Consider the following 12,753-nt stretch of genomic DNA (forward strand, 5'->3'; position numbering starts at 1 on the left):
ACATGCCATATTTGTTATGCTTTTCGCTACCAGAACTCGATATTTTTCCAAGGAAAATTTTAGATAGCATCTGTTTTATAAAACAATCCACAAAAATGCATGGCGTCAGAAGAAAAGTGTGTATTTGTTATGAATCAGGGCGGTAACAATGAGAGGATAGTTGAGATGAAAAGTGAAAATCGCCTGACAATTACCTGAGTAAAATGGGTAATTGTCAGAACAAGGCTGAATTATGATAACTTACATGACAAAGTTAAGAACTAGCACCCCACATAATCCAATCCCCCACGCAATTGTTGTCGGTATTGACCAGACGATCATTTGTTGTTTTGCGTTTTTAACGCCCATCATCCGGTTGACAACCCAAAACAAACTATCATTGAAATAACTGAAAAAAAATGCCCCTATAGTTGCAGCTTGGGCAGCTAGTAGCATATTGATACCGGGTATTTGGCTGATTACGGGTGCTGAAATAGAAGCTGCTGTTATCATTGCTACTGTACCAGAACCTTGAATCAATCTCACTAATGTAGCAATTATGAATGGGATTAAAATCGGGGTTATTGGTAGGCTAGCAATCTGTTGTGCTATAAAAGTTCCTACCCCACTTTCGCGCAATACTGCCCCTAATGCTCCACCAGCACCAGTAACCAACAGAATAATCCCGACTGTTTGTAATCCAGTTTCTAGTTGCTCAATAACTTCATGTTTGCTAACTTTTGGCATTAGAGTATAAGTTGCCAGTAATACGCTTATTGCTAAAGCAATAATCGGTGAACCAAGAAAATCAAAAAATTGAAAATACAAGTGTTTTTCTTTCTCAATAAATATGTCAAGTTGCAATAACACATTATTAATCGCTTTAATCAAGATCAGGACAATCGGAACAACAATAGGTAAGAGAGAAAGAAACAAATTCGGTAGCGGTTTATTAATTTTTTCTTCCATGTAACGTTGATGAATCTGTTTCAGATCTTCAGGATTTTCCTCAACACACTGATATTCTGGATATTTAAATGCCAGCCATTTTGCATAAAAAGTGATACAAATAACACATGGAATAGCCAGTATAATACCTACCAACATCATTGCGCCGATATCCACGCCAAAGATCCCTGCTACACCAAGTGGTCCAGGAGTTGGTGGAACAACATGGTGAGTTACTACCAGTCCCCCTGCCAATGCAACCCCCAATGTCAATATATTTCGTTTTCCTTTCTTCACCAATGCTTTAACCAAAGGGTAAAGTAGCACAAAAGCCGTATCAACAAAGATAGGAACACTGACAATATAACCAGTAATTGCTAGCGCCCATTCCTCACGCTTATTACCTAACCACTTAATTAAACTGTAAGCAATTTTTTCAGCAGCACCAGAAAATTCCAGTATCCGCCCCATCATGATCCCCAAACCAATCACAATACCGATACTGCCTAATGTTGATCCAAATCCTTTAGTAATCACTTCAACAGTGTTAGTAATTGTCAAACCACCTGTGATTCCAGCGATTATGGCTGAAATCAGCATAGCAAGCGTTGCATGAACTCGGGTACGTAAAACTAGAAAAATCAAAGTAAAAACAGCTACAACCAATCCAATTAGTGGGATATAAAGTGTCATAATCAAGCTCCATCTCAATATGTATCATTAGTGATAAATGTACGAATGGCATCGCTGAATGAATTGTCAGTGCTAAATCCCAAGGCAAGGCTTCGACTAATATCAAAATTTCCAGGCCAACTTTTTACAATTCGGTTGATGTTTTCATCTAGCTCAAAATGGACAAGCTCTATGGCCTTCTGTCCAGCTAAGTCTTTCAGTGCATCAAGCATTCCTTGCACTGTAATACTAATTCCTGGTAAATTTACAATGCGTGAAAAATAAAATTCTTCTGCTGGAATATTGGCTGCATGAATAAGATTACGAATTACTGTTTCAGGGCTGGAAAGCCACAATATAAGCTCACGAGAAACAGGGCAAATGCAACTCTCCCCGTGCAATGGCTCACGAATAATTCCACTGGCAAATGAAGAAGCAGCCTTATTAGGTCTACCCGGACGGATACTAATAGTTGGTAGCCTAAGAACACGGCCATCAACATATCCTCTGCGAGAATAGTCATTTATCATCAATTCACACATCGCCTTTTGTGTACCGTATGAGGATTGAGGATTAACAGCATAGTGATCTGTTACTGTTTCTGGCAAAACACCTCCAAATACAGCCAATGAACTAGTGAATATAAATTTCAGTGATGGATTATTGGTGCGAATAGATTCCAATAAATTTCGTGTTGCATCAAAATTAACTCTCATACCTAAATCAAAATCTTGTTCTGCATGGCTACTGACAATAGCAGCTAAATGAAATAAAATATCACACTCTGCATCAATCAGTTTTTCAACCGAATTTGCTTGTGTCAAATCCAACGCTAAACACTGCACTCTTGAATCATTGATAGGGGAAACAGGACACTGAATATCAGTTAGAACCAATTGTTCAAAATTAAAGTCCAACTTATTTTTAAGCAACGCAAAAGCTAACTGCTGGCCCAAAAAACCTGCACCACCAGTAATAATTATTTTCATATAGAATACTCCTTTATAGTCTCTTAAGACTATTTTTATAGGTGAGATTATATTTTTTATTACCCTTATATATTGACAACGTGTAGCTTCATATCTAACTCCTGTAATTGTTGTTGTATTGATATAGGTAATTGTCCATCACACACAATGTCACTCAAATATGAAAGAGGACAAATACGAAACATGCCGTATTTTCCATATTTACTGCTATCAGAAATCAATATTTTTCTACGGGCTATTTCTAACAATGCCTGTTTCACTAACACTTTTTCTTCATGGGGTGTGGAAATTCCATGCTCAAGATCCCATGAACTGGTACTAATAAATGCAATATCCACATTCAAAGTACGCAATACCATAGCCGCACTCTTTCCAACACAAGAATAATTACGTTTATCCACCTGCCCCCCTGTATGAAACAGATTCAGCTGTGGCTTATTCATCAAATACTGAATAATCGAAAAATCATTTGTGATAATTGTCAAATTAAAACGCTCTGCCAATATCTGAGCCATTTCAAATGTCGTAGTTCCTGCATCCAAATAGACCACCTGTCCGTCTTCCACCAATGAGGCTGCATATTTACCTATAGCCCGTTTATGGCGATGATGAATAAGTGCTTTTTCATTCCATGGTAATTCTTGCCGTAAAGCATCATTTAGCTGGACACCTCCGGTGATACTAATAGCTTTCCCCTCTTCTTCCAAAATACGAATGTCTCGCCTCACTGTCATATGCGAAACATTCATCAATTTAACTAATGTATTAATAAAAATTGTTCGATGCTCATGCAAATGACGATAAATAAAATCTCTCCGCTCTGGGGGGGTCATGATCTCTCCTGATACATTACCGTGCAATCATGATTGGATTCTTGCTAGCCATCCAAGTCCTTCTTCCGTACTACCTTCTGGATAATACTCACACCCAAACCAACCTTGATATCCCATCTCATCTAATTTTCTAAGCAACCAGAAATAATTGACTTCACCTCTATCTGGTTCATTACGTCCGGGCACTGAGGCAATCTGAATATGACTAAACTTTCCCCATAACCGTTCTATTGTTTTCAACAAATCTCCTTCCATAATTTGACAATGATAAAGATCTAGCTGGATAAAAACATTTTGACGCTCGATACATTTCAACAACTCCTCTGCTTGATTTTGTGTTGTCAAAAAATAGCCTGGCATATCACGAGTATTAATCGGTTCAATTAATACATTGATGCCATGTTCATACATCACATCCGCAGCGTACTGAAGATTTGTGATATAACATTCGCGTTGTTGTTCCTGCGTAAATTGTTTATCCCATTTTCCAGCCATTACATGAACCTGTTTACAACCCAATGCTAGTGCATATTCCAAAGCTTTATGCACTCCATCAGCAAAAGCTTTCTCTTGTCCAGGAAAACACGCAATTCCTCTATCACCAGAATCCCAATCTCCAGCAGGCATATTGAACAATACCTGTATCAATTGGTTTTTTTTCAACAAACTGGAAAGCTCTTCCTGTGATTCTTCATAAGGAAACAGATATTCAACACCTTTAAAGCCAGCTTTTGCTGCCCGCTCAAAACGTTCAGTAAACGGAACTTCGTTAAACATCACACTCAAATTTGCTGCAAATTTAGCCATGGACTATCCTTATTATCTGGAATAACACACCTCCAATTCCTCCGTATGCTCTTTACTTACAGAATAGTAAAACTATTCTGTAATGCAGATGAGGTCTAGTTAAACCTTCCAATCATTTATGTTGGAAAAAGCGTGCTGTAATCTTTTACTTCTGACAATTAGATCATGATTTTCAAACAAAATAGAGTTGTATTTTGTGGCCTCCCTCTCAATTTATTAAACAACCCTATTATTCTAAAGTAAGAATGACTCTATCCTTAGAAAAGACATATTCCACTCTCATGGAGTAACATAGTGTGATAGGAAGAAGATAATCTTCAGAAGAAATATATAAGGTGATTGTCAAATGCGGGAATATAAACATACAATAACATCCCGTTTACTTGGTATTTTGTTAAATGTATAGAAGTTTCTTTTATAGGTCTGTCACTAGATATACAATACTTACATGTGAAATTTTTATTCTATTAATTTGATGTCATGCGTTGGTGTAACAGCAAATAAACCATATTACCCATATATTCTCCTCTGATATCATAAACCAAACATTGAACAAACCTATGCTACCTAATCCAGATAGCACCCTTTCATATATGGTACATCTTCTGTGCATACTGAAAGAAATCAATCTCACCAAAATTACCTGATTTCAGTGCAAACCAGCAATCAGTATGTGAATCATATACCCAGGGAACACCGGGAGTAATAGATGCACCAATACTGAATTGGTTAATTCCTAAACTCTGGACAACTTGAGCTGATGTTTCGCCACCTGCAACAATGAAAGTATTAACTCCCTGATATCTCAGTTTTCTCACAATTTCAGCAAAGAAACGTTCAACGGCATTACTTGCCTCTATAACACCATACTGTTGTTGAATCATTTCCAATAACTCAGGGGGTTGTGTCGCATATAAGATCGGTGCAAGACCATTCACTGGTTGCTGAATGATCCACTCTATCAATTTGTTGGCATATTCTGGGTTATTGATACATTCACCTATATTCAATGATATAGCAGGCGCAATTTTTTTATATTCAATAACTTGCTTATTCGTCATAACTGAGCAGCTTCCAGAAAGAATTATTGTTTTTCTGCCTCTGGTAGGTGGAATATTCCCAATTGCTGATGCTGACCATATTTGCCCTGTATGGTAACAAGTAAGCGCAGCCCCTAAACCTGAGCCACCTGTCACCAGAATCATTTCCGATACTGCTTGGGCTATAGGCAATAAATCCTCCATAGTCACAGCATCTACCACCGCATAACGAATACCTTGTTTTCGTAATAATTTCAATTGATAATAGATAGCCTCTTTTCCCTGACGCACACAATTAAGATCGATTAGTCCCGCTATCCCTTCTGCTTGCTGTTCTATCAATCGCAGTAAATTAGAGTCTTTCATCGGAGTGACAGGATGATACTGCATTCCACTTTCGTTCAATAATTGTCCGTAAACAAATAAATTTCCGTTCAATACTGTCCGTCCATTAACAGGAAGTGCTGGACAAATCAGGCTAATATCAGTTTGAAGGTCAGCCATCAAGGCATCCATAACTGGTCCGATATTTCCTTCTGAAGTTGAATCAAAAGTAGAACAATACTTGAAAAATATCTGTCGGCAACCTGCCTTAAACCGTAACCATTGACAAGATTTCAAAGATTGTTCAACAGCCTCATTAACAGAGCAAGAACGACTTTTCAGGCTAATAACAATAGCATCTACATCATATGGAACAGGTGTATTCTCATCTGGTACCCCTAATAACTGAGTAACCTGCCAACCACTTTGTACTATAAAACTAGCTATATCAGTTGCTCCAGTAAAATCATCAGCAATCACGCCAAGTTTGATAGTCATAGCTGCCTCTTTGGTAAATTTGCTATTTTGAACATCGTAATCATCCAATACCTTGCTCTTGGATTGCTAGTCGTTAAAAATATCTAATACTCCTTTATGAAGTAAATTTCACTTTTTTCGTTTTCTTGAAAATATCCATAAATTTTTTATCCTATAAGTCATGATGCTATACATGACATTCGGTGAATGTAGAATAGTATCTTTGAGGATTTCAGGCTCTTTATGTCATACCAAAAACCAGCTTTAGCTGTTTTAACAATTCAAGAGTGATGCTATACCAAATAGGATTGCGTTAGAATACCTACTGATATAAGAAGGACTGCGCAATTTCTATTACCATCGCTTCCAGTCCCTATGATCTATGTTTTATTAACTTATTATGTAATTCCCTGGTGTTGTATGGCAATTTGTTACCTTTCTAATCTTCACATAGTTGATTTCACAAAAAAACGATGAATATCACATTCAAGGTTTATCTCTCACCTAAGAAATTTAATATAACGATTTGAATTTAATTGATTTATCACTAAACACCAGAAAAATAATTTTCACATATCATTGTTATTAATATAAGAAAAACTTCTCAAATCTAAAATCACCCCATCATCTAAGTGTTTTATCTGGTCAAACAGATAAAACCATCAACAGATGAAAGGGAGTTACGATGGGATTTTTTGATCAAATAATCAATTTACTGAGTGGTGGGAAAAAATCAGCAGTTCCAGCATATTTAAACTGCTAGAAAAATATGAACTTTTTCATCCGCCACAGGATATTGACTGTGGCGGGTACTTCCATAGTTTATTAAGTTTAAATTGAAAAAATAAACTCTAAGTTAACTGTTTTTAACTGTTTAATGAAGAGCGCAAGCGTTTTGCCGCTTCAACCATGTTTGCCAACGCTTGTCTGGTTTCTGTCCAACCACGAGTTTTCAAGCCACAGTCAGGGTTCACCCACAAACGCTCGACCGGAATACGATCAGCCGCTTTGCGTAGCAATGCCTCAATCCATTCAACGCTGGGGACGTTTGGTGAGTGAATGTCATATACACCAGGCCCTATCTCATTCGGATAAGAGAAATCTTCGAACGAATCCAGCAATTCCATATCCGAGCGCGAGGTTTCAATGGTGATCACATCCGCATCCAGCGCTGCAATGGACGGCATGATGTCATTGAACTCGCAATAACACATATGAGTGTGGATTTGGGTATCATCTTTCGCAATTGCTGCGCTCAGTTTGAAAGCATCCACCGCCCATTCCAGATATTCCTGCCACTCTTCTCTGCGCAATGGCAAGCCTTCACGCAATGCAGGTTCATCAATCTGGATAATGCCAATGCCTGCCTTCTGCAAATCATCAACTTCATCACGCAAAGCCAGTGCGATCTGTTTAGCGATGGTTTCACGGCTGATATCTTCCCTTGGGAATGACCAACAGAGAATGGTCACAGGCCCTGTCAACATGCCTTTGACTGGCTTATCAGTCAAGGATTGTGCATATGTCGCCCAATTTACTGTTATCGCCTCTGGACGGCTAATATCGCCAATGATTACCGGTGGTTTCACGCAACGGGAGCCGTAACTCTGCACCCAACCATTTTGGGTAAAGACATAACCGTCAAAGTGTTCACCGAAATATTCCACCATGTCGTTACGTTCAGCTTCACCATGTACCAACACATCCAATCCCAAACGCTCCTGCTCTTGGATCGCTTGTTTGATATGCTCACTGATATTGGCTCGGTAGTTCGTACTATCCACCCGACCCTTTTTGAAATCGAGACGCAGGCTACGAATTTCTGTTGTTTGCGGGAATGAACCTATAGTTGTTGTTGGCCACAGTGGTAAGTTATAACGTTGACGCTGAAGTTTAGCACGTTCAGGATATACCTGATTACGTTCACTATCCTCTGGCTTAATTGCTGCAATACGTCCAGCGACCGCTGGATTATTCACCCTTGTGGAACTGCGACGGGCGCGAATTGGGGCACTATAAGCATCCAGCTCAGCCTGTTTATTGCCTTCTGGCGCATTCAATGCTTGTGATAACAAAGAAAGTTCCGCACATTTTTGCAATGCAAAGGCAAACCAGCTTTTCACTTCTTCATCCAACCCAGTTTCATCATTCAGGTCAATGGGGCTATGAAGCAATGAACAGGAAGTGCCAATCCACACATTTCTCTTACCAACCAATGGTGCAACAAGCTGATATTTTTCACTCAAATCGGCTCGCCAAACATTGCGGCCGTTAATTACCCCCAATGAAAGCAACCAATCTTCCGGCAGAGATTTATCCAAATCCTCAAGGGAATCCCTTCCTGCAACCAAATCAACATGCAATCCTTGCACTGGCAGCGATTTTATTGTCTCCAGATTGTGGCCGATGCTATCGAAATAGGTCGTTAGCAACAATTTCACTTGTCCCTCAAGTGTTTGATAAGCCGTTGAGAATGCCGCCAGCCACTCTTCTGGTAATTCCAGTACCAGAGCCGGTTCATCAATCTGTACCCATTCAATGCCACGTTTTGCCAGTTCCGCCAGCACTTGCTGGTAGACCGGCAGGATATCTTTTAATAAAGACAAGCGATCAAAAACTTTGCCTTTCACCTTACCGAGCCATAAATAGGTCACAGGTCCCAAAAGAACAGGTTTTACGTTGTGCCCCTGTGCCAAAGCTTCATCAACTTCGTCCAATAATTGAGTCCAACCCAGCTTAAATTCCTGCCCTTCCTGAAATTCAGGCACGATATAGTGATAATTTGTGTTGAACCATTTCGTCATTTCCGCAGCCGCCGCAGGTGTACCTGTTGGTGCTCGGCCACGAGCGATACGGAACAGTGTATCCAGATCAATCTTGCCATCTTCATTTTGATGACGCGGTGGAACATTGCCCAATAACAGGCTTGTGGTCAATACTTGGTCATACCAGGCAAAATCACCAACGGGGACTAAATCAACGCCCGCTTCTTTTTGTTGTTGCCAGTGATGTGCACGCAATTCACGGCCTGTCTCCAGCAATTCCTGTTGAGAAATTTTGCCCGCCCAATAGTTTTCTTGCGCCTTTTTTAGTTCTCTTTTCAATCCAATACGTGGAAAACCTAATGTATGATTCAAAACTGTCATGTCGTCACCCGTAAAATTTTAGCCGTCTAGATGTTTACACTTCTATAATCAACAGGTAATGTATAAACCACAAGCGCAAATTATTCATTATCATCTTGAAGGTTTTTCATGATCGAATTAAAACACTTAAAAACACTACATGCACTGAACCATTGTGGCTCACTCGCAGCAGCGGCAAATTATTTGCATCAAACGCAATCTGCTCTTTCTCACCAGTTCAGTGAATTAGAACACCGGCTGGGATTTAAGTTATTTATTCGTAAAAGCCAACCCTTGAAGCTAACGGCTCAAGGAGAAGTGTTATTAAAGTTGGCAGAGCAAGTCTTACCCTTGGTGACAGCTTCCTTACGTCAATGCCATGAGCCGGAAGAGACAAACTTACGCATTGCCATTGAGTGTCATAGCTGCATTCAATGGCTGACACCAGCACTTAAGCGTTTTCGTGAAAGTTGGCCACAGGTTAACGTGGACTTTAAATCTGGTGTGACATTTGATCCTCAACCTGCACTGCAAAAACGCGAGCTGGATATCGTTCTGACATCTGATATTATTGCAGACAGTAACCTGCACTATACGCCACTATTTGATTATGAAGTGAAGTTGGTGATCGCACCAGATCATCCACTGGCAAATAAACGCGATATTCGTCCACAAGATCTCGCCGCTGAAACTTTGCTGATTTATCCGGTCCAACGCCAACGGATGGATATCTGGCGACGTTTTCTCCAACCTGCGGATATTACTCCAACATTAAAAACTGTCGACAATACGCTATTGCTGATTCAGATGGTTGCCGCCCGATTGGGTATTGCCGCATTACCACACTGGGCGGTGGAAACATTCGAAAGACAAGGGTTAATTGTAACCCAAACATTGGGAGAGGGATTATGGAGCAGATTGTACGCTGCCAACCGAGAAGGGGAGCAGCGCCAACCCGCTATTGATACCTTTATTCGTTCTGCGCGCCAGCACGCGGTGGACAATTTGCCGTTTGTGAAACGGGTTTCAGTATCCAACGGTGATGTACCCAAAGTGACGCAACAATCAGGCTGCCTCCAATGGTAAAACTCAGCCAGTTAGGGTGCTGCTGCCAAATTGCGAAATTGACCAATAACCCCGCCGGAACCAACATATTATTCATAATTGCCAGTGTTCCGGCATCTACTTGGGTGGCACCATAGTTCCACATAAAATAGCCAATACCCGACGCACCAACACCCAGCCAAATCAAAACACCCCACTGTAGCTGAGTTGTTGGTAATTTTTGCGGATCACCAAACATTAGCCAGCCAATGATTGCAACAACACAAGCGCCCAAGTAGAACCATGAAAATGCCACTCGTTGTGGGATCGGATAAATCTCCATCAAGCGCTTATAACCAACCTGACCAATCGCAAAGAAAATATTTGCCAATTGCACTAACAGCAAGCCAATCCAGAAAGATTCACTCAATCGGTCATAACGAATAATCGCTGCACCAGCCACTGCCAATAAAGAACTCAAGGCATAACCCCAGCGCAATCGCTGGCGCCCCATCAGATCATAAACTAATGTGACATAGAGCGGCGTCATAATGGTAAACAGCAAAAATTCTGCCACAGTCAGGTAATGATAGGCATGAAATACAAACAAATACATCACACCAAGCTGACAAGCACCGACGGCCATATACAGTGAAATAACTTTCAGAGATAACCCACGCCAGCGCAAAAATGGTAAAAAAACCATTGCTGCCAACATTACCCTGACAAGAACTGAAAACCAGCTATCAACCTGACCAGCGAGATAAGCGCCAATCAGGCTAAATGAAGCGGCCCACAAAAATGTTGTGATCGTTAACAGCCACATAATTTATAGGTCTTTTACCTTTTATTGATCTTTTTCCACTAAAAGCGCTTCTAGCAAATCAAGATCATGCAGCAACGTTTGTAGTGTTTCATTACTAATCTTACGGGTTGCACGCAGGTGATATAACTCTCCTCGTTCAGCCCTTAATGCCGTCAAACGGAAGCGACGCTCTAAATCTTCAACCATCAGGTTATGCTCGATTTCATCCGTTCCCGCAGTACGACGCCGTAAATAACCAGTAACGCGAGAAGCAATTTCACTAATAACTTCTGCATCCAGTTTTTCTTCAGTGCTGGCCGACAGACGCTCTTCCATCTTATTCATACTGACAATAGCAACTTCAGCCATTGCCGCTTTTGCCATTCTGATTTCATTGAGATCTGCCAACTTATCTCCGACTTTCATGCCACGTAGCAGCAAAGGTAAACCGATAACCCCGACAAAGAGGGAGCACAGAATCACACCCGCAGCAATGAAAATTAACTGATAACGTGCCGGGAACGGGTCACCATCCGGCAAGAACAATGGCACAGACAAAGCACCTGCCAGCGTAATTGCCCCACGAACACCCGCAAATGAAGCCAACCACAACTCACGGGTCGTATAAGAGGCAAACTGAAGCGGTTTTTTCTTTATCAGCATTTTGCTGGTATTCTTCATCAGCCATAACCAACTGAATCGCAGTAATACCAGCGCAACGTAAATGACGCCAACGGCAGCGAACAGCATCCAGGTTTCAACATTTGGGTCAAGCTCAGCTTGAGCTACCGATGTTTCCCATATGCCCGGCAATTGCAGCCCTAGCATGATAAACACCAGGCCATTAAAGACAAAGGCCAGCATTCCCCATACATTATCGGCACGCAGACGCATATCCAGTGGTGCATTGCGGATCACTCCTGCCTTGCTGATAGTCATACCTGCGGCAACCGCAGCCAGAATCCCTGATACACCGATATGTTCAGCAATCATGTAAGAAGCAAACGGTAACAGCATCATAAACATGATTTGAGTTGCAGGATCATCCCCACTCCAGCGACTCATCAATCTCAGTGATTTACTGTATAACCATGTGATAGCGATACCCGACAACAAACCACCAATCGCAACCTTAAAAAACTCCATCGTTGCGCCAGTGACAGTAAAGACCATCGTGCCCATGGCAATTGCCACAGCAAATTTCAGAGCCACCAGACCCGAAGCATCATTCATTAATGCCTCCCCTTCCAGTACGCTCATCATATTTTTAGGAATACGTCCTTTTCCAACAATTGATGACAATGCCACCGCATCTGTTGGAGATAATACTGCCGCCAGTGCAAAAGCAGCAATAAGTGGGATACTCGGCAATAACCAATAAATCAGATAACCAATGCCAATAACCGTCACCAATACCAATACTAAAACTAAAATGACGATTTCACGCCCATGCTGGAAAAACTCTCTAGTCGGTGTTTTCCAACCATCAACAAATAACAAAGGAGGGATAAGTAATACGAGGAAGAGTTCAGGATCGAAAGTAACGTGTAAACCAAAATGAGGCCAGGCCAGCAACGCTCCCATTGCTATTTGCACTATCGGCAAGGGAATACGGAACGGAATCATTTTAGTAAGAACACCAGAAACTGACACCACCAAAATCAAGATCAAGATAGTAAAGAATATTTCCATGTTACCCTTACAAATTGC

Annotated in this window: 9 protein-coding genes; 1 reads left to right on the top strand and 8 read right to left on the bottom strand. The window is 40.9% G+C overall.

Annotated elements, in window-relative coordinates; genetic code table 11:
* Nucleotides 1–240: 240 nt before the first annotated feature.
* The 6 genes from Xentx_RS13710 to metE form a co-directional block, all read right to left on the bottom strand.
* Nucleotides 241–1,620, bottom strand: a complete 1,380-nt coding sequence (locus tag Xentx_RS13710) for a GntP family permease (protein WP_074020789.1) — start codon at nt 1,618–1,620, stop codon at nt 241–243.
* Between the two features lie 14 nt (nt 1,621–1,634).
* On the bottom strand, nt 1,635–2,588 hold the full coding sequence (gene denD, locus Xentx_RS13715; RefSeq protein ID WP_074020790.1) for a D-erythronate dehydrogenase: 954 nt from the start codon (nt 2,586–2,588) through the stop codon (nt 1,635–1,637).
* Between the two features lie 65 nt (nt 2,589–2,653).
* A complete protein-coding gene (locus tag Xentx_RS13720; RefSeq protein ID WP_074020791.1) occupies nt 2,654–3,421 on the bottom strand; it encodes a DeoR/GlpR family DNA-binding transcription regulator in 768 nt (255 codons plus the stop codon).
* Nucleotides 3,422–3,448: 27 nt separating this feature from the next.
* Nucleotides 3,449–4,228 carry a 2-oxo-tetronate isomerase gene (gene otnI, locus Xentx_RS13725; protein ID WP_074020792.1) on the bottom strand — a complete coding sequence of 260 codons (780 nt, stop codon included), beginning with the start codon at nt 4,226–4,228 and terminating at the stop codon, nt 3,449–3,451.
* 587 nt (nt 4,229–4,815) lie between these two features.
* Nucleotides 4,816–6,090, bottom strand: coding sequence for a 3-oxo-tetronate kinase (otnK, locus tag Xentx_RS13730; RefSeq protein ID WP_074020825.1), 1,275 nt, complete (start codon nt 6,088–6,090; stop codon nt 4,816–4,818).
* An 845-nt stretch (nt 6,091–6,935) separates the two neighbouring features.
* Nucleotides 6,936–9,215 carry a 5-methyltetrahydropteroyltriglutamate--homocysteine S-methyltransferase gene (gene metE, locus Xentx_RS13735; protein WP_074020793.1) on the bottom strand — a complete coding sequence of 760 codons (2,280 nt, stop codon included), beginning with the start codon at nt 9,213–9,215 and terminating at the stop codon, nt 6,936–6,938.
* Nucleotides 9,216–9,323: 108 nt separating this feature from the next.
* Here metE and metR point away from each other — a divergent pair, with 108 nt between their 5' ends.
* The gene (gene metR / locus Xentx_RS13740; RefSeq protein ID WP_074020794.1) at nt 9,324–10,280 is read left to right on the top strand and encodes an HTH-type transcriptional regulator MetR; all 957 of its coding nucleotides are present in this window, start codon (nt 9,324–9,326) and stop codon (nt 10,278–10,280) included.
* Here the strand turns inward: metR and Xentx_RS13745 are convergent.
* Complete coding sequence (locus tag Xentx_RS13745; protein ID WP_074020795.1) at nt 10,165–11,064, bottom strand: carboxylate/amino acid/amine transporter; 900 nt, start codon at nt 11,062–11,064, stop codon at nt 10,165–10,167. The two genes, metR and Xentx_RS13745, sit on opposite strands and share 116 nt — an antisense overlap.
* Before the next feature lie 21 nt (nt 11,065–11,085).
* Nucleotides 11,086–12,735 carry a Na+/H+ antiporter gene (locus Xentx_RS13750; RefSeq protein ID WP_074020796.1) on the bottom strand — a complete coding sequence of 550 codons (1,650 nt, stop codon included), beginning with the start codon at nt 12,733–12,735 and terminating at the stop codon, nt 11,086–11,088.
* Nucleotides 12,736–12,753: the final 18 nt, after the last annotated feature.

The organism is Xenorhabdus thuongxuanensis (genome assembly GCF_001908095.1).
In the GTDB taxonomy this organism is placed as follows: Bacteria; Pseudomonadota; Gammaproteobacteria; order Enterobacterales; family Enterobacteriaceae; genus Xenorhabdus; species Xenorhabdus thuongxuanensis.

Coding starts and splice junctions, on each gene's coding strand:
- Xentx_RS13750 (WP_074020796.1), bottom strand. CDS start 12,735: ATGGAAATATTCTTTACTATCTTGATCTTGATTTTGGTGGTGTCAGTT.
- otnI (WP_074020792.1), bottom strand. CDS start 4,228: ATGGCTAAATTTGCAGCAAATTTGAGTGTGATGTTTAACGAAGTTCCG.
- Xentx_RS13710 (WP_074020789.1), bottom strand. CDS start 1,620: ATGACACTTTATATCCCACTAATTGGATTGGTTGTAGCTGTTTTTACT.
- denD (WP_074020790.1), bottom strand. CDS start 2,588: ATGAAAATAATTATTACTGGTGGTGCAGGTTTTTTGGGCCAGCAGTTA.
- metE (WP_074020793.1), bottom strand. CDS start 9,215: ATGACAGTTTTGAATCATACATTAGGTTTTCCACGTATTGGATTGAAA.
- otnK (WP_074020825.1), bottom strand. CDS start 6,090: ATGACTATCAAACTTGGCGTGATTGCTGATGATTTTACTGGAGCAACT.
- metR (WP_074020794.1), top strand. CDS start 9,324: ATGATCGAATTAAAACACTTAAAAACACTACATGCACTGAACCATTGT.
- Xentx_RS13720 (WP_074020791.1), bottom strand. CDS start 3,421: ATGACCCCCCCAGAGCGGAGAGATTTTATTTATCGTCATTTGCATGAG.
- Xentx_RS13745 (WP_074020795.1), bottom strand. CDS start 11,064: ATGTGGCTGTTAACGATCACAACATTTTTGTGGGCCGCTTCATTTAGC.